Source organism: Amycolatopsis sp. lyj-23, assembly GCF_046549135.1.
Taxonomy (GTDB): domain Bacteria; phylum Actinomycetota; class Actinomycetes; order Mycobacteriales; family Pseudonocardiaceae; genus Amycolatopsis.
Genome location: NZ_JAJPWN010000011.1, coordinates 340,380 through 355,770 on the forward strand (window position 1 = coordinate 340,380; position 15,391 = coordinate 355,770).

A 15,391-nucleotide genomic window follows, 5' to 3' on the forward strand; every position below is an offset into this window, starting at 1 on the left:
GTTTTTCGCCATCGATCACCCGAAACCGGAAATCGCACGTGATCGTTTCCCGGCGGCACGCCTGCGTATTTTCGCGGGTATTCGCCGAACGGTCTGCACCGGGGGCGGCAGGCCGGGTACGCGCGCCCGCGTTAGAGTCGCGGTGATCGGCAGAGGAGGAACGGTTCCCGTGACGGCAAGGCGCATCCCCGTGGTCCTCGTCGCCGGGTTCCTCGGCGCGGGCAAGACGACGCTGCTCAACCACCTGCTCGCCAACCGCGAGGGTGCCCGGGTCGGCGTGGTGGTCAACGACTTCGGCCGGGTGAACGTCGACGCGCTCGCCGTCGCCGGCCAGGTCGACACGATGGTCTCGCTCGGCAACGGCTGCCTCTGCTGCGCGGTCGACGCCGGCGGGCTGGACGCGATGCTCGCGAAGCTGTCCAGCGCCGAGGCGGGCATCGACGTCATCGTCGTCGAAGCCAGCGGCATCGCCGAACCCCGCGACCTCATCCGGCTGATGATCGCCAGCGAGAACCCCGACATCCGCTACGGCGGCCTGGCCGAGGTCGTCGACGCCGCGGAGTTCGAAACCGCCCGCGAACGCCACCCCGAACTCGCCGACCACCTGCGGCTGGCCGACCTCGTGGTGCTGAACAAGGCTGACCGGGTCCCCGCCGAGGCGCTCGCGAAGCTCACCGCGACCGTCGAGGAGCTGGCGCCGGGCCGCCCGCTGCTGGTCACCGCGCACGGCCGGGTCGACCCGCGGCTGTTCTTCGACCCGGAGCCGCGCGGCGAGCGCGTCGGCCAGCTGTCGTTCGACGACCTGCGCGAGGACGACCACGACCACGCCCAGCACCTGCACGCGGAGTACCAGACGGTCACGTTCACCGCCGCGACGCCGCTCGCGCCGCGCGCCTTCGTCGAGTTCCTCGAGCGGCGCCCGGCCGGGCTCTACCGGATGAAGGGCCAGGCCGACTTCGGCCCCACCGGCCCGCGGGCGCGCTTCCACCTGCACACCGTCGGCGGGTTCGTGCAGCTCGAGCGGTCGGCCTGGCCGCCGGGCGAGCCGCGGCGCACCGAGCTGGTGCTGATCGGCGCCGGCATCGACACCGGCGCCGTGCTCGCCGACCTGGGCCGCTGTCTGGCCGACGACCCGGAAACCGTGGACGAGCGCGGCCTCCTGCACATCCTGCGGTACCTGCCCGACCAGGCCTGACCACCCGCCACGCCGAAGATCGGCAAATGCGACGGTGGCCGGGCCACCGCGACGGAGACTGTCGGCCATGACGACCACCGCGGTGAGCGCACCACGCTGGTACCTGGTCGGCGTGCTGCCCGAAGACGTCCCCCTGGCCCATCTGATGACCCGCTCCGGCGACCTGCGCTACCGGCGTTCGGCCTGCGGAGCGCGGGAATCCCGCAGCTGGAAGCCGGTGGACCTGACCACGTCCGAGCTGACGCCGTGCCCGGCGTGCGTCGCGACGCTCTCCGGCGTCGGCGAAGACCGGGGCCAGCTCGCCCTCGACCTCGGGGTCTAGGCGGTCAACGTCCGCGCGAGCCGCTTCGCCGTCTCGAACGGCCGGGGGCTCTGCGCGACCACCGACGTGACCGCGGCGCCCTCCAGCAAGAGCATCAGCTCGTCGGCGAGGACGTCGGCGCGCCCGGGGTCGGCCCGCCGGAGCTGGGCGCGCAGGTAGGCGTCCAGCGCGGTCTTGTGGTGGCGGACCACCTCGCGGACCGGATCGGCGGGGTCGGGGAACTCCGAGGTCGCGTTGAGGAACGCGCAGCCGCGGTAGCCGTCGCGCGACAGCCAGGCCTCGTAGGCGTCGAAGACCGCCAGCACCCGCTCGAGCGGACCGGGGTGCGCGGCGGTGATCCGGTCGATCTCCTCCTGCCACCGCCGGTCGCGTTCCCGCAGGTACGCGACGACGAGCCGGCTCTTCGAGCCGAAGTTGCCGTAGAGGGCCGCCTTGGTGACCCCGGCCTCGGCCGCCACCGTGTCGACGCCCACGGCGTGGATGCCGTCGCGGTAGAACAGCGTCGACGCGGCCTTGAGCACCTTCGCGCCCGCGTCACCGGGACGAGTCCGGGCCACAGCGTCTCCTCCGAACAGATCGGTATGTGATTTCACCTGCGGTGATTCTAGCACCACTTGACACCAGACAGACCTGTCTGTTTGGTGGATGAAGTGGTGACGCAGACGAGGACAGAGCGCTGGTGGTCCACGGCCGCGGTCGGCGCGGTCGTCATCGCCCTTTGCTACGGGTTCGCCCGCTACGCGTACGGACCGTTCGTCCCGCGGTTCAGCGAGACGTTCGGGCTCACGACGGTGGGCGTCGGCGTGCTCGGCGGCCTCTCCACCGCGGGGTACGGTCTCGGCCTGCTGCTCGCCCCGAAGACGTCCGCGCGGTCGGCCCGCGGCACCGTGCTGCTCGCGGCGGCGGCCGCGACGCTCGGCCTGGGGCTGATGGCGCTCGCGCCGCAGGTCACGGTGTTCGGCGCGGGGATCGTGGTCGCCGGGGCCGGCGCCGGGCTCGTCTCGCCCGGCGTCGCGCAGCTGATCGGCGAGACGGTCGCGACGCGGACCCGCGACCGGGCGCAGACCTGGGCCAACACCGGCACCGGCCTGGGGCTGGCCGCCTCGGCGTTCACTCCCCTGCTCGCGTTCGGCTGGCCGGTGATCTGGGCCGCGTTCGCCGCCCTCGGCGTGGCGGTGACGCTGCTCGCGTGGCGGACGCTGCCGTCCGGCGGCTCCGCCGTTCCGGCGTCCGGCCGGGTGCGCGGCCTGGTTCCGCTGGTGCTCAACTCGGTGCTCATCGGGGTGACGAGCGCGCCGTACTGGACGTTCTCCAGTTCCCGGCTCGCCGAAGCCGGCCTGAGCCCGCTCGCCGTCACCTGCTGCTGGGCGACGATCGGCGTGGCCGGCCTGCTCGGCGGCCTGGCGGGACCGGCGGCCGGACGGCTGGGCCTCCGGATGGTCAACCTCGCGACGTGGACCCTCGCCGCGGCGGGCATCGGCCTCCTCGCGCTGCCGGATCCGGGGGTGCCGCTGGCTGTGCTTTCCGGCGCGCTCTTCGGCGTCACCTACATGGCGCTGACCGGGCTCTGCATCCTGTGGGCGGCGCGCCTTTCCCCTGGTACACCCGCCCGCGGCATCACGTGGTCGTTCGCGGGGCTCGGCGCCGGCCAGACCGTCGCGTCACCCCTGGCGGGCGCACTGGCGGCGAGCTGGGGCTCCGCGGCGGTGTTCGGCCTGACCGCGCTGGTGGCGCTCACGGCGTGGAGCCAGCTCCACCGCCGCCTCGGCCCGCCCTGATCCCGTCGGGCCTCACCCGCGGGCACCTTCGCGGCCCGGCACGACCGCAGCCATGGCGGCACCCCTCGCCTCAATCCGCTCCAGCCGCCGCCCGCCGCGACCCCGTCCCGCCCAGCTCGCCCGGCTCCACGTCGCCCGCGCCCCGCCTCGCGTCAGCCCAGCCGCATCACCCTCCCGGTCAAGCCTTCTTGGCGCGGCTCGGCGCCACCCGCGGGGGCTCGTTGGGCATCTTCGGATACACCGGGGGCCACGGGGCGTCCATCAGCCCGGCCGCCAGGTCGCGTTCGGACATGGCCAGCAGGGGCTCGATCGACTGGGGCCGCTCGCCCGCGCCGGCCCACGGGTCGCCGTGCTCGGCCACGCGGGCGGGGACCGTGCTCAGCGTCAGCTTGTCGGGCTCGACCGTGGCCAGCTCGTCCCAGCCGATCGGCGTCGACGCCTGGCCGCCCACCCGGGGCCGGACGCACCACGTGCCGAACACCGTCTTGTGCGGAGCGTTCTGGTTGAAGTCGACGAACACGCGCGTGCCGCGTTCTTCCTTCCACCACTGCGCGGTGATCTTCTCCGGGTGACGGCGTTCGAGCGCCCGCGCCAGCGCGACCGCGGCCGCGCGCACCTGGAAGCTGTCCCAGCGGGGCTCGAGCAGCACGTACAGGTGCAGCCCGCGCGAACCCGATGTCTTCAGGTGCGCCTCGATGCCGTGCTCGGCCAGGAACTCACGGGTGAGCACCGCGGCTTCGCGCAGCTCGTCGAAGCCGATGCCGGGCGACGGGTCGAGGTCGACGCGCAGCTCGTCGGTGACCTCGGGGGTGTCGGCGAGGTACGGCCAGACGTGGAAGCCGAGGCAGCCCAGGTTCACCGCCCAGAGGATGTGGGCCAGGTCCTTGGCCACCAGCGCGTCGCTCGTCGTGCCGTTCGGCGTCGAGACGACGGTGGTGGTCAGCCACGGCGGCGCGCCTTTCGGGACGCGCTTCTGGAACCAGTTCTTGCCGCCGGCGCCGTCCGGGTAGCGCTCCAGCAGCAGCGGGCGCCCGCCGAGGCGGGCCAGCAGCGGCCCCGAGATCGCCCGGTAGTACTCGACGAGGTCCAGCTTCGTCTCGCCGCGTTCCGGGAAGTAGACCTTGTCCGGGCTGCTGATCTTGACCTCGACGCCGTCGACGTCGAGCAGGACGGCGCCGCTCATCTCGCCTCCCCGAACAGCTTCGCGAGCTCGGCGGGCGGGGCCTCGTCGAGCTGGGCGTACGTGCACGACTCCGGCGTGCGGTCGGGCCGGAACCGGACCAGCCGCCCGCCGTGCCGGAACCGGCCACCCTGCAGGTGTTCGTAGCGGACCTCCGCCACCCACTCCGGGCGCAGCGGCTCCCACGACAGGTCCTTCTGCGGCGCCCACCGGCTGTTCGCCCCCGGTTGACGGCCCGGCTCGGGCTCGTGCTCGGCCCAGGAGCGCCACGGGTGGTTCTCGAGCGCGTTCTCGCGCAGCGGCGCCAGCTCCTCCACCAGCTCGGCCCGCCGCGCTTTGGTGAAGCTGCTGGCCACGCCGACGTGGTGCAGGACGCCCTCGTCGTCGAACAGCCCGAGCAGCAGGGAGCCGACGCCGGCGCCGTCCTTGTGCCAGCGGAACCCGGTGACGACGCAGTCGGCCGTGCGCTCGTGCTTGATCTTCAGCATGACCCGCTTGTCCTGCTCGTACGGCAGGTCCGCCGGCTTGGCCATGACGCCGTCGAAGCCCGCGCCCTCGAACCTCGTGAACCAGTCTTCGGCCTGCGCCGGGTCCTCGCTCAGCGGGGTCAGGTGGACGCGCTGCAGCCCTTCGGCGCCGGTGCCGAGGACGCCTTCGAGCTGCTTGCGCCGCTCGCGGAAGGGCTGCCCGGTGAGGTCGGTGTCGCCCAGGGCCAGCAGGTCGAACGCGACGAAGCTGGCCGGTGTCTCCTCGGCGAGCTTGCGCACGCGCGAGGCCGCCGGGTGCAGCCGCAGCTGCAGCACCTCGAAGTCGAGCCCCTGGGGCGTGACCAGCACGATCTCGCCGTCCACGACGCAGCGCGGCGGCAGCGCGGCCGCCAGCAGCTCGACCAGCTCCGGGAAGTACCGGGTCAGCGGGCGGTCGTTGCGGGAGCCGAGCTCGATCTCGTCGCCGTCGCGGAACACGATGCAGCGGAAGCCGTCCCACTTGGGCTCGAAGAGCAGCCCCGGGTCACGGGGCACCTCGTGCACGGCTTTCGCGAGCATCGGCCGCACCGGCGGCATCACGGGCAAGTCCACCGCGCGAGCTTAAAACACGGGTACGACACTTCCCCGGCGGAAGACACCGTCGGAGTGATACACACTCCCGCGTGACCACCGAACGCCCCGCACCGCCCCTGACCGGCGGCGAGCGCGAAATGCTGCGCACCTTCCTCGACTTCCACCGCGCCACCCTCGCGATGAAGTGCGACGGGCTGTCCGACGAGGACCTCCGCCGGGCCTCGAGCCCGCCGTCGACGCTGACGCTGCTCGGCCTGGTCCGGCACATGGCCGAGGTCGAGCGCACGTGGTTCCGGCGGGTGATCGACGCCGAGGACGTCCCGCTCGTGTGGTCGGCCGACGGCGACTACCAGGCCGCCTACGACGCGAGCTCGTCCACGCGCTCGGAGGCCTTCGCGGTGTGGGAGGCCGAGGTCGAGCAGTCGCGCAAGATCGAAGAAGCGGCCGAGTCCCTCGACGTCACCGGCCACCAGCCGCGCTGGGGCGAAGACGTCTCGCTGCGGCTGGTGATGCTGCACATGATCCACGAGTACGCCCGCCACAACGGCCACGCCGACTTCCTGCGGGAGGCCATCGACGGCGTCACGGGGGCGTGACACCGAGGCACCGTTAAAGCTCCGCCAGCACCAGCCCGCTGCGCGGTTTCGGCGTGAAGTACGTGGCCTTCCGCGGCATCCGCCGTCCGGCCGCGTGCACCGCCAGGACGTCCGCGTGGCTCACGGGGGCGAGCAGCACCACCGCGTCCGCGTCCGGGGGCAGCGGGCGACCGGCCGGGAGCGGGTGGACGCACGGCCCGTCGGGGTCGATGCCGAGCGCGTCGGCGAACAGGACCCGCTCGACGACCTCGTGGTCGATCACCGGGCGCGGACCGTCCGAAGCCGGCAGCGGGACCCGCAGCACCGCCGGGCCGGCGCGCACCACGACCTCGCCGGGGACCGGCAAGGCGTGCTCGTCGTACCGCACGTCCAGGCCGGCCGCCGACCAGCGGGACACCAGGTCCTCCGGGCCGAGGCCGGTGCCGGTCAGGACGCGGTGGATCGCGCCGATCCGCAGGGCCGGGCCCGCGGTGACCAGGGCGAGCAGCGCGCCGTGCCCGGCCGCCGCCGCGGCGGCCACGCGGTGGTTGCCGTCCGCGACCAGCAGGTCCGTGCCCGCGACCGCGGCCAGCAGGCGGCTCTGCAGCGGCCCGGCGGGCACCACCCACAGGTCGTGCCGCCGCCCGGCCGCGTCCGAAGTGGACAGATCGGGCAGGCCGAGGCCCGCGCAGGCCTGTTCGACCTGCTCGGTCAGCTCCGGACCACCGGTCGCCGGGACGAGCAGGGCCGCGCTGGTCGCGCAGCCGAGCCCGGCCAGCACCGCCGCCCGCTCGGCGACGACGTCGGGGTAGACGTCTTCGGTGTGGCGGACGCGCGCGGCGCCGTCGTCGGTCACCGCCGCCGGGTCGACCAGGCAGAGCAGGCCGAGCGCCACCCCGTCCGGCCCCTCGATCCGGTAGGGCGCGACGACGTCGCGCACCGGCCGGTAGAACCGCTTGCGGAGGCGTTCCAGCACGGCCCGGGCGACCGGCACGGCCGCGGCCAGGTCGAGCCCGCGCGCCAGCGCCGCCGGCGTGCGGGCCGGGTGCTGCACGGCCAGCAGGGTGTCCCCGGCACCGGGCGCGGCCAGTGCCGCCACCACGCGCTCGGGCTCGGCGAACTCGTCGACGTCGGGGCCGGGGACCGCGTCGCGCACCACCCACCCCGACCCGATCGGCCGGATCCAGTCGCTCATCCCGTCCATCTTGCCGAAGCCGGGAATTCGCTGGGGCCGCTGCGCCCGGGATGGAATGCTTAGGACTGCAAAGTAGTTGACTCCGGTCATGACGGTCCCGAGGAGCACCCCGCCGATGACGACACCCGCCGCCACGACGAGGGGGGTCGGCTTCCGGTCCGAACGCGGCCCGGTCCTGATCGCCGTCATGCTGAGCACGGCGCTGGTCGCGCTGGACAGCACGATCATCGCCACCGCCGTGCCGTCGGTGGTGCGCGACCTCGGCGGCTTCGCGCAGTTCCCGTGGCTGTTCTCGATCTACCTGCTCACCCAGGCCGTGACGGTGCCGCTGTACGGCAAGTTCGCCGACGTGCTCGGCCGCCGTCCGGTGATGTTCTTCGGGATCGCGGCGTTCCTGGTCGGCTCGGTGCTCTGCGGTGCGGCGTGGAGCATGCCGGTGCTGATCGCCGCCCGCGCGGTGCAGGGCATCGGGGCCGGGGCGATCCAGCCGATGTCGATGACGGTGATCGGCGACCTCTACACGGTGGAGGAACGCGCTCGGGTGCAGGGCTACGTGGCCAGCGTCTGGGGCGTGGCTTCGGTGGTCGGCCCCACGCTCGGCGGCGTGTTCGCCGAGTACCTGGACTGGCGCTGGATCTTCTTCATCAACCTGCCGCTGGGCGCGATCGCGGCGCTGATGCTGCACCGCAACTTCGCCGAGCGGGTGGAGCGCAAGCCGCACAAGGTCGACTACCTGGGCGCGGGGCTGCTCACCGTCGGCTGCTCGCTGGTCATCCTCGGCCTGCTCGAGGGCGGGGTCGCGTGGGCGTGGGGCTCGCTGCCGAGCGTGGGGATCTTCGTCGCGGGCGCGGCGCTGCTGGTGGCGTTCGTGCTGGTGGAGAAGCGCGCGGCCGAGCCGGTGCTGCCGCTGTGGGTGTTCACCCGCCGGGTGCTGGTGGGCGGCAACCTGGTGGCGGTCGTGGTCGGCGCGGTCCTGATGGGACTGACGTCGTACCTGCCGACGTACGCGCAGGGGGTGCTCGGCGCGGGCGCGCTGGTGGCCGGGTTCGCGGTGGCGGCGCTGACGGTCGGCTGGCCGCTCTCGGCGTCCCTGGCGGGCAAGATCTACCTGCGCATCGGCTTCCGCGACACGGCGCTGATCGGCAGCGTGTTCATCATCGCCGGCGGCGTCCTGGTGGCCCTCTTGGACGCGCGTTCGTCGCTGTGGGCGGCGGCGTTCGCGGCGTTCGTCCTGGGGCTGGGCCTGGGCCTGGCGGCGAGCCCGACGCTGGTGGCGATCCAGTCGGTGGTCGGCTGGGACCGCCGCGGCGTCGTGACGGCGACGAACCTGTTCAGCCGCTCCCTGGGCAGCGCGGTCGGCGCGGCGGTGTTCGGCGCGATCGCGAACGCGACGCTGGCGTCCCGGTTCGCCCACCCCCCGGCCGGCGTGGGCCCGCTGCCGCCGTCGGTGGACGCGACGAGCCTGGTGCTGGGCGGCCACGCGGAGAACTCACCGGCGACGGCGTTCGTGCGCGGCGCACTGGCGGACGCGACGCACTACGTGTTCCTGGGCCTGCTGGCGGTGGCCGTCCTGTCGGTGGGGGCGCTGCTGCTCATGCCGCGCAAGACCGAACAGCTGGAGTTCTGACCGGACACGCACTAGTTCTGCAACGGCACCAGTTCCGCCTGGAACTTCTCCAGGAAGCCGTCGAAGTCGGTGTGGGCCGGGCGGATCACGAACTTCGACAACCCCGCCTCGATGTGCTGCTCCACCAACCGCCGGGCCTCCGGCCAGCTCGTCGCGACCAGGTCCGAAACCGGCACTCCCGGGCTGCGGCGGGCCGCGGCCGCCGTCAACTCGGGCGGGACTCCCCTGTCCGCCACCGCCAGGCTGAGGCCGAAGTGGTCCTCCTCGATCTCGCGGCCCGCTTCCGCCGCGGCGCGCTGGATCGCGATGCGGGCGTCGCGGGCCTGCGACGGTGTCTGGAAGCTGCCCAGCCAGCCGTCCGCGAGGCGGCCCGTGCGGCGCAGGGCCGCCGGGGCCGCGCCGCCCAGCCAGACGTCCAGGCGCTTCCGCGGCCGCGGGCCGAGGCGGACGCCGTCGACGGTGAAGAACTCGCCGTGGAACGACACTTCGTCCTCCTCCAGGAGGCGGCGCAGCAGCGTGAGCGACTCGTCGAACACCGCCGCGCGGCGGCCCGGCGGCACCGGGAACAGGTCCGCTTCGGCCGGGCGGGCCGGGCGGAGGCCGAACACCGGCAGGACGCGCTTGGGCGCGAGCCCGGCCAGGGTGAGCAGCTGCTTGGCCACCAGGACCGGGTGGCGGCCCGGCAGGATCGCCACACCCGTGCCGACCTTGAGCCGGGACGTCGTCGCCAGTGCGTGCGTCATGCCGATCATCGGGTCGACCTCGGGCGAGTAGACCAGCTCGGACAGCCACAGCGAGTCGACGCCGGCTTCCTCGAGCCGGGCCGCCAGCCCGGCGAACTCCGCCGGTCCGGTGCCGGACGGCGGCGCGACCCCGATCCTGATCTTCAGCACGGTTCCTCCCGAAGTCCTTTCTCCGGAGCAACGCGCCGCGCGGCCGGGAATTCCTCAGGCGGTCGCGTCGATCACCCGCGTCAGCACACCGTGCAGGGCTTCCAGCTCGGACACGTCCATGCCAAGCGTCTCGACCACCTTGTACGGGATCTTCTCCGCCTCCGCCCGCAGCGCGCGGCCGGCCTCCGTCAGCTCGACGGTCAGGCGGCGTTCGTCCGCGCGGCTGCGGCTGCGCGTCACGTACCCGAGCGCCTCCAGCCGCTTGAGCAGCGGCGAGAGCGTCGCGGGTTCGTGGCGCAGGGCCGCGCCGAGGTCCTTCACCGAGCGCGGCGAGCGCTCCCACAGCGCGAGCATCACCAGGTACTGCGGATGGGTCAGGCCGTACGGCTCCAGCAGCGGCCGGTAGATCGCGATCACGCTGCGGGAAGCCACCGACAGCGCGAAGCACACCTGCCGGTCCAGCTTCAGGGGATCCTCCCCCAGGTCGATCATGTCGCGATCCTACTGTGTCGTCGGTCGCGCTAATAATTAGCGTACTAAGCATTAGTGTACTATCAAAGCCATGGAACGACCGAGTGCGCTTCGCTGGTTCGGTTACGCCGTCGGCGTGCGGCTTCCCGAGCGCTACAACGACTGGGCGTTGCACGACGCGACGTCGAAGCACTGGCGGGCGCGGTTCGTGCTGCAGCGGTCGATCGGCATCGTCCCGCTGTGCGCCGTCTGGTTGCTGCTCCCCGGCTCGATCTGGCTGCGGCTCTCGCTCGTCCTGATGGCCGCCCTCGTCGCGTACTTCTACTCGTGCGCGTACATGGAGGAGAGCGTCGAACACCGGCTCGGCCGGCAGGGGTTCCCGCACCACACCGGCCGCCGCATCCGCGCCGAGGCCGCCGAAGCGAAGAACGCCGAGGCGACCGCCCGCTACCTCGCGCGCTACCGGACGCCGTCGGAGGGTTAGCTACAGTCGGGGCACGATGAGACGCAAGCTCCGCCCGCCGATCCCGCCCCGCCACGGGCTCGACCCCGCCCGGCTCAGGCTGCCCGACGGCGACTGGCCCACGCTGCTGGCGCACCTCGTCGACCGGCTGCCGCGCGTCGCCCCGGACCGCATCGAGGAAATGCTGCGCGAGGAACGCATCCACGGTGTCGACGGCCCGCTCGGCATCGACGCACCCTACGCGCCCGGCTCGTTCATCTGGTTCCACCGCGACCTGCCGGACGAGGTGCCGGTGCCGTTCGCGGTCGACGTCGTCCACCGCGACGAGCACCTGCTCGTCGTCGACAAACCGCACTTCCTGGCGACCATCCCGCGCGGGCAGCACATCCTGGAGACGGCGCTCGTGCGGCTGCGCCGCGAGCTGGACCTGCCGCACCTGTCCCCCGCGCACCGGCTGGACCGCGTCACCGCCGGGCTGGTGATGTTCGTGATCACGCCCGAGCTGCGCGGGAAGTACCAGACGCTGTTCCGCGACCGGCGGGTCCATAAGGAGTACGAGGCGATCGCGCCGTACGACCCCGCGTTGCCGCTCCCCCGGACCGTCCGGAGCCGGATCGTCAAGGACCGCGGCGTGCTGGCCGCCCAGGAGGTGCCGGGCGAACCGAACGCCGAAACCTACGTCGAGCTCATCGAGCACCGCGACGGCCGGGGCCGGTACCGGCTGGTCCCCTCGACCGGCCGGACCCACCAGCTGCGGGTGCACCTGAGCGGCCTCGGCGTTCCGATCCTCGGCGACGACTTCTACCCGGTGCTGCGAGAGAAGCCCTTGGGCGACTTCACGAAACCCCTGCAGCTGCTGGCGAAGGTCCTCGACTTCGACGACCCGCTGACCGGCGCGCACCGCCGCTTCACGAGCCGGCGGCGGCTCACGGCCTGGGACGACCCGGACACCTGGGCGGCGCCCCCGGCGTGACCCGGGAGCGCAGGAAGTTTCTCCGGACGCGGTGTCGAATTCCGCTTCGCCCGTTCGACGCGCCGGCAGGCACAAGTTCGATCACCGAGGAGCACCGCATGCGCACCCTGATCTCCACCTCGTTCGTTTCGCTCGACGGCGTCGTCGAGGCACCCGGCGGCGAGCCGGGCTACCGCAACGCGGGCTGGACGTTCAAGGACATCGAGTTCGACCCGTCGGCCTACGCGATCAAGGGCAGCGAGCAGGAAGAAGCCACCGCGCTGCTGCTGGGCCGGGTCAGCTACCAGGCGTTCGCGCCGGTCTGGCCGGGCATGACGGTCGAGTTCGCCGGGTACAACGCGATGCCGAAGTACGTCGTGTCGACCACCCTCACCGAGGCCGACCTGGTGGACAACTGGGGTGAAACGACGATCCTGCGCTCGCTGGACGAGGTCTCGGCGCTGAAGGAGACCGAGGGCGGCCCGATCATCGTCAACGGCAGCGCCACCCTGAACCGCGCCCTGGCCGACGCGGGCCTGATCGACCGCTACCACCTGCTCGTCTTCCCGGTTCTGCTCGGCGCGGGCAAGCGGCTGTTCAGCGAGACCGACAAGGACAAGCAGCGCCTCGAGCTGCTCGAAAGCGAGGCGTACGGCAACGGCGTCCAGAAGCTGGTCTACGCCGTCACGCGCTGACCGTCACCGGGGCCGGCCGATGTTTCACGTAGAACATCTGTTCGAACATCGTGTACGGTCGGACCCATGACGACCCCGGCCCTGCAGGCATCGCTGTTCGGCGAGACCGGCCCCGTCGCGCTGCACGCCCTCGCGCCCCGCCGGACCGAGCTCGGCTCTGGGGCGTGGGTCGACGTGCAGCCGAGCTGGCTCGCCGGCGCCGACGAGGTGTTCGCCGGCCTCGCCACCGGCGTCCCGTGGCAGGCGGAGCGGCGGAAGATGTACGACCGCGTGGTCGACGTCCCGCGGCTGCTCTGCTTCTACCGCGAAACGGAACCGCTCCCCCACCCCGTGCTCGCGGAGGCGCGCACCGCGCTGAGCGAGCACTACGCGGGCGAACTCGGCGAGCCGTTCCGCACGGCGGGGCTGTGCTACTACCGCGACGGCCGCGACAGCGTCGCCTGGCACGGCGACACCATCGGCCGCGGCAGCGCCGAGGACACGATGGTCGCCATCCTCTCGGTGGGCACGGCACGCCACCTGGCCCTGCGTCCCAGAGGTGGCGGCGAAACGCACCGCTACGCCCTCGGCCACGGCGACCTGATCGTCATGGGCGGCTCGTGCCAGCGCACCTGGGAGCACGCGGTGCCGAAGACGAACCGGGCGGCCGGGCCGCGGATCAGCATCCAGTTCCGGCCCCGCGAGGTCCGCTGAAACTCCCCTACGATGGCGGCGTGTTCTCGCTCGCGGAGCCCCCGCTGTTCACCCGGCTGCGGCCGGCCCGCCGGGTCCTGATCGCCGGCGCGGGCGGCGGGTTCGACGTCTACGCCGGCCTGCCGCTCGCCTTCGCCCTGCGCGCCCAGGGCAAGGAGGTCTGCTTCGCGAACCTGGCGTTCAGCGACCTGAACCGGCTCGAGCTGGACGACTGGATCGCACCCGACGTCGCGCGGGTGCGGCCCGGCAGCGCGGGCGACGACGGCTACTTCCCCGAACGCACCCTCGCCCGCTGGCTCGGCACGCAGGGGTGGCCGCCGGTCGTCCACGCCTTCCCCCGCGTCGGGGCGTGGCCGCTGCGGGAGGCCTACGAAGCCCTCGTCGCGCAGCTCGCCGTCGACGCGGTGGTGCTCGTCGACGGCGGCACGGACATCCTGCTGCGCGGGGACGAGGCCGGGCTCGGCACCCCCGAAGAGGACATGGCCAGCCTCGCCGCGGTGGCCGCGCTCGAAGGCGTCGACCGCGTCGTCGTCAGCCTCGGCTTCGGCATCGACGCCTTCCACGGCGTCTGCCACGCGCACGTGCTGGAGAACCTCGCCGCCCTCGACCGGGCCGGCGGGTACCTGGGCGCGCTGTCGATCCCGTCGGCGTCCCCGGAAGCGGCGGCCTACCTGGACGCCGTCGCGGACGCCAACCGCGCGACGCCGGGCCGGCCGAGCATCGTCCAGGGGCAGATCGCCGCCGCGCTGCGGGGTGAGTTCGGGGACGTGCACGGCAGCACCCGCACCGCCGGCAGCGAGCTGTTCGTGAACCCGCTGATGGCGGTCTACTTCGCCGCGGACCTGGTGACGCTGGCCGACGGCGTCGGCTACCTGGCGGAGCTCGCGACGACGAACACCGCGACCGAGGTCGCGCTGGTCATCGAAGCGCACCGGGACCGCGTCGGGCGACGGCCGCGGCGGCCCATCCCGCACTGAACCCCTCAGTCCACCAGCACCGGCAGCTCGTCCAGACCGTACACAATGGACACCTTGCGGAACGACAGCTCGCCTTCGGGTACCGCGAGCCGCAGGTTCGGGAAGCGGCGGATCAGGGCCGGGTAGGCCGTGCGCAGCTCCATCCGGGCCAGTTCCGCGCCGATGCAGCGGTGGATGCCGTAGCTGAACGCCAGGTGCGACGTCGGCTCGCGGGTCGCGTCGAAGGTCTCCACGTCCGGCCCGAGCTTCGGGTCGCGGTCCGCCGCCGACAGCGACACCAGCACGATGTCGCCCTCGGCGATGCGCACGCCGCCGATCTCCATGTCTTCCTTGGCGAACCGCGGGAACGCCATCTGCACCACGGTCAGGTAGCGCAGCAGCTCCTCGACGAAGCGGTGCACGGACTCGTCGTCGCCGCGGACGGCGGCCATCGCCTTCTCGTCGCGCAGCAGCACCAGCGCGCCGAGCGCCAGCATGCTCGCCGTGGTTTCCAGGCCGCCGGTGAGCACGCCGTCGGCCAGGCCGGCCAGCTCGCGGTCGTCGATCTCGTCGCCGTGTTCCTTGATCAGCATGCCGAGCAGGCCGTCGCCGGGCTGTTCGCGCTGCTTCTTCACGATGTCGAGCAGGTAGGTCAGCGACTCCGACATCGCGCCGAGCGAGGCGCCGGCGCCACCGAAGAGGTCGAACCGGGCGGTGCTCAGCCGCTGGAAGTCCTCGCGGTCCTCATAGGACACACCCAGCAGCTCGCAGATGGTCAGCGACGGGATCGGCAGCGCGAACGCCTGCCAGAGGTCGACCGGGCCGTCGGCGGCGGCCATCGCGTCGAGCTGCGCGGCGACGATCTCCTCGATGCGCGGCGCCAGCCGGCTCAGCCGGCGCATGGTGAACTCCGGCGTCAGCAGCTTCCGCAGCCGCGTGTGCACCGGCGGGTCCGCGAAGCCGAGGCCGCCGGGGTTCTGGTCGGCGGTGACACCGGCGTTGCCGACGAGGTTGCCGAAGTCGCTGGAGAACCCGGTGGCCTTCCCGAGGACGGCCTTCGCCTCGTCATAGCCGGTGACGAGCCAGGCGTTCATCCCGAACGGCAGGTCCAGCTTCCCGATCGGCGCCTCAGCGCGCTTGGCGGCCATCGCGGGAACGGGGTCGAGGCCGTCCCGCTTCAGCGGCAGCAGCGCCGAATCGGGCAGGATGGCCGACATCTTTTCGAGGTCGAAGCCCTTTTTCGACTGCCGGGCGAGGTAGCGCCGGCCGACCCAGCCCAGAACCCGTGAGCGGAGACTCCCCATGGCACCGACAGTACCGCACTAGCCCGATCGG

At 72.8% G+C, this 15,391-nt stretch carries 17 protein-coding genes; 10 read left to right on the top strand and 7 right to left on the bottom strand.

Features of this window, described 5'->3' with window-relative positions; genetic code table 11:
- Positions 1 to 169: 169 nt before the first annotated feature.
- Positions 170 to 1,195 carry a CobW family GTP-binding protein gene (locus ACLJPY_RS28395; RefSeq protein WP_410592967.1) on the top strand — a complete coding sequence of 342 codons (1,026 nt, stop codon included), beginning with the start codon at positions 170 to 172 and terminating at the stop codon, positions 1,193 to 1,195.
- Positions 1,196 to 1,262: 67 nt separating this feature from the next.
- Positions 1,263 to 1,517 (top strand): hypothetical protein, encoded by a 255-nt coding sequence (locus ACLJPY_RS28400; protein ID WP_410573652.1) that lies wholly within the window; start codon positions 1,263 to 1,265, stop codon positions 1,515 to 1,517.
- Here the strand turns inward: ACLJPY_RS28400 and ACLJPY_RS28405 are convergent.
- Positions 1,514 to 2,074, bottom strand: a complete 561-nt coding sequence (locus ACLJPY_RS28405) for a TetR/AcrR family transcriptional regulator (protein WP_410592969.1) — start codon at positions 2,072 to 2,074, stop codon at positions 1,514 to 1,516. The two genes, ACLJPY_RS28400 and ACLJPY_RS28405, sit on opposite strands and share 4 nt — an antisense overlap.
- 96 nt (positions 2,075 to 2,170) lie before the next feature.
- Here ACLJPY_RS28405 and ACLJPY_RS28410 point away from each other — a divergent pair, with 96 nt between their 5' ends.
- The gene (locus ACLJPY_RS28410) at positions 2,171 to 3,295 is read left to right on the top strand and encodes an MFS transporter (RefSeq protein ID WP_410592970.1); all 1,125 of its coding nucleotides are present in this window, start codon (positions 2,171 to 2,173) and stop codon (positions 3,293 to 3,295) included.
- A 178-nt stretch (positions 3,296 to 3,473) separates the two neighbouring features.
- Here ACLJPY_RS28410 and ligD read toward each other — a convergent pair whose 3' ends face one another.
- Both ligD and ACLJPY_RS28420 read right to left on the bottom strand, forming a co-directional pair.
- A complete protein-coding gene (ligD, locus tag ACLJPY_RS28415; RefSeq protein WP_410592971.1) occupies positions 3,474 to 4,478 on the bottom strand; it encodes a non-homologous end-joining DNA ligase in 1,005 nt (334 codons plus the stop codon).
- Positions 4,475 to 5,554 carry an ATP-dependent DNA ligase gene (locus ACLJPY_RS28420; RefSeq protein ID WP_410592972.1) on the bottom strand — a complete coding sequence of 360 codons (1,080 nt, stop codon included), beginning with the start codon at positions 5,552 to 5,554 and terminating at the stop codon, positions 4,475 to 4,477. Before ACLJPY_RS28420 ends, ligD begins: the two co-directional genes overlap by 4 nt.
- 71 nt (positions 5,555 to 5,625) lie before the next feature.
- Here ACLJPY_RS28420 and ACLJPY_RS28425 point away from each other — a divergent pair, with 71 nt between their 5' ends.
- Entirely contained in the window at positions 5,626 to 6,132 is a 507-nt protein-coding gene (locus ACLJPY_RS28425) for a DinB family protein (RefSeq protein ID WP_410592974.1), read from the top strand.
- A 13-nt stretch (positions 6,133 to 6,145) separates the two neighbouring features.
- On the opposite strand, the gene ACLJPY_RS28430 is transcribed toward ACLJPY_RS28425, so the two are convergent.
- The gene (locus tag ACLJPY_RS28430; protein WP_410592976.1) at positions 6,146 to 7,306 is read right to left on the bottom strand and encodes a DUF1015 family protein; all 1,161 of its coding nucleotides are present in this window, start codon (positions 7,304 to 7,306) and stop codon (positions 6,146 to 6,148) included.
- A gap of 115 nt (positions 7,307 to 7,421) precedes the next feature.
- Between ACLJPY_RS28430 and ACLJPY_RS28435 the strand changes: the two genes are divergently transcribed.
- Positions 7,422 to 8,933, top strand: a complete 1,512-nt coding sequence (locus tag ACLJPY_RS28435; protein WP_410593078.1) for an MDR family MFS transporter — start codon at positions 7,422 to 7,424, stop codon at positions 8,931 to 8,933.
- Between the two features lie 11 nt (positions 8,934 to 8,944).
- Here the strand turns inward: ACLJPY_RS28435 and ACLJPY_RS28440 are convergent, their stop codons facing one another.
- Entirely contained in the window at positions 8,945 to 9,826 is an 882-nt protein-coding gene (locus ACLJPY_RS28440; RefSeq protein ID WP_410592977.1) for a TIGR03854 family LLM class F420-dependent oxidoreductase, read from the bottom strand.
- A gap of 54 nt (positions 9,827 to 9,880) precedes the next feature.
- Positions 9,881 to 10,318, bottom strand: a complete 438-nt coding sequence (locus ACLJPY_RS28445; protein WP_410592979.1) for a MarR family winged helix-turn-helix transcriptional regulator — start codon at positions 10,316 to 10,318, stop codon at positions 9,881 to 9,883.
- Positions 10,319 to 10,388: 70 nt separating this feature from the next.
- Between ACLJPY_RS28445 and ACLJPY_RS28450 the strand changes: the two genes are divergently transcribed.
- The 5 genes from ACLJPY_RS28450 (at position 10,389) to ACLJPY_RS28470 (ending at position 14,077) form a co-directional block, all read left to right on the top strand.
- The gene (locus tag ACLJPY_RS28450; RefSeq protein ID WP_410592980.1) at positions 10,389 to 10,781 is read left to right on the top strand and encodes a DUF5313 domain-containing protein; all 393 of its coding nucleotides are present in this window, start codon (positions 10,389 to 10,391) and stop codon (positions 10,779 to 10,781) included.
- A gap of 16 nt (positions 10,782 to 10,797) precedes the next feature.
- The gene (locus ACLJPY_RS28455) at positions 10,798 to 11,733 is read left to right on the top strand and encodes an RluA family pseudouridine synthase (protein WP_410592982.1); all 936 of its coding nucleotides are present in this window, start codon (positions 10,798 to 10,800) and stop codon (positions 11,731 to 11,733) included.
- Between the two features lie 98 nt (positions 11,734 to 11,831).
- Positions 11,832 to 12,407 carry a dihydrofolate reductase family protein gene (locus ACLJPY_RS28460; protein WP_410592983.1) on the top strand — a complete coding sequence of 192 codons (576 nt, stop codon included), beginning with the start codon at positions 11,832 to 11,834 and terminating at the stop codon, positions 12,405 to 12,407.
- 66 nt (positions 12,408 to 12,473) lie between these two features.
- Positions 12,474 to 13,100 (top strand): alpha-ketoglutarate-dependent dioxygenase AlkB, encoded by a 627-nt coding sequence (locus ACLJPY_RS28465; RefSeq protein WP_410592984.1) that lies wholly within the window; start codon positions 12,474 to 12,476, stop codon positions 13,098 to 13,100.
- A 20-nt stretch (positions 13,101 to 13,120) separates the two neighbouring features.
- Entirely contained in the window at positions 13,121 to 14,077 is a 957-nt protein-coding gene (locus tag ACLJPY_RS28470) for a DUF1152 domain-containing protein (protein WP_410592985.1), read from the top strand.
- Between the two features lie 5 nt (positions 14,078 to 14,082).
- Here ACLJPY_RS28470 and ACLJPY_RS28475 read toward each other — a convergent pair whose 3' ends face one another.
- Complete coding sequence (locus ACLJPY_RS28475) at positions 14,083 to 15,360, bottom strand: cytochrome P450 (protein ID WP_410592987.1); 1,278 nt, start codon at positions 15,358 to 15,360, stop codon at positions 14,083 to 14,085.
- Positions 15,361 to 15,391: the final 31 nt, after the last annotated feature.

What these genes read in the sequence shown, in the direction of transcription:
- ACLJPY_RS28400 (WP_410573652.1), top strand. Translation starts at nt 1,263, where the DNA reads ATGACGACCACCGCGGTGAGCGCACCACGCTGGTACCTGGTCGGCGTG.
- ligD (WP_410592971.1), bottom strand. Translation starts at nt 4,478, where the DNA reads ATGAGCGGCGCCGTCCTGCTCGACGTCGACGGCGTCGAGGTCAAGATC.
- ACLJPY_RS28430 (WP_410592976.1), bottom strand. Translation starts at nt 7,306, where the DNA reads ATGAGCGACTGGATCCGGCCGATCGGGTCGGGGTGGGTGGTGCGCGAC.
- ACLJPY_RS28435 (WP_410593078.1), top strand. Translation starts at nt 7,422, where the DNA reads ATGACGACACCCGCCGCCACGACGAGGGGGGTCGGCTTCCGGTCCGAA.
- ACLJPY_RS28445 (WP_410592979.1), bottom strand. Translation starts at nt 10,318, where the DNA reads ATGATCGACCTGGGGGAGGATCCCCTGAAGCTGGACCGGCAGGTGTGC.
- ACLJPY_RS28450 (WP_410592980.1), top strand. Translation starts at nt 10,389, where the DNA reads ATGGAACGACCGAGTGCGCTTCGCTGGTTCGGTTACGCCGTCGGCGTG.
- ACLJPY_RS28455 (WP_410592982.1), top strand. Translation starts at nt 10,798, where the DNA reads ATGAGACGCAAGCTCCGCCCGCCGATCCCGCCCCGCCACGGGCTCGAC.
- ACLJPY_RS28460 (WP_410592983.1), top strand. Translation starts at nt 11,832, where the DNA reads ATGCGCACCCTGATCTCCACCTCGTTCGTTTCGCTCGACGGCGTCGTC.
- ACLJPY_RS28465 (WP_410592984.1), top strand. Translation starts at nt 12,474, where the DNA reads ATGACGACCCCGGCCCTGCAGGCATCGCTGTTCGGCGAGACCGGCCCC.
- ACLJPY_RS28475 (WP_410592987.1), bottom strand. Translation starts at nt 15,360, where the DNA reads ATGGGGAGTCTCCGCTCACGGGTTCTGGGCTGGGTCGGCCGGCGCTAC.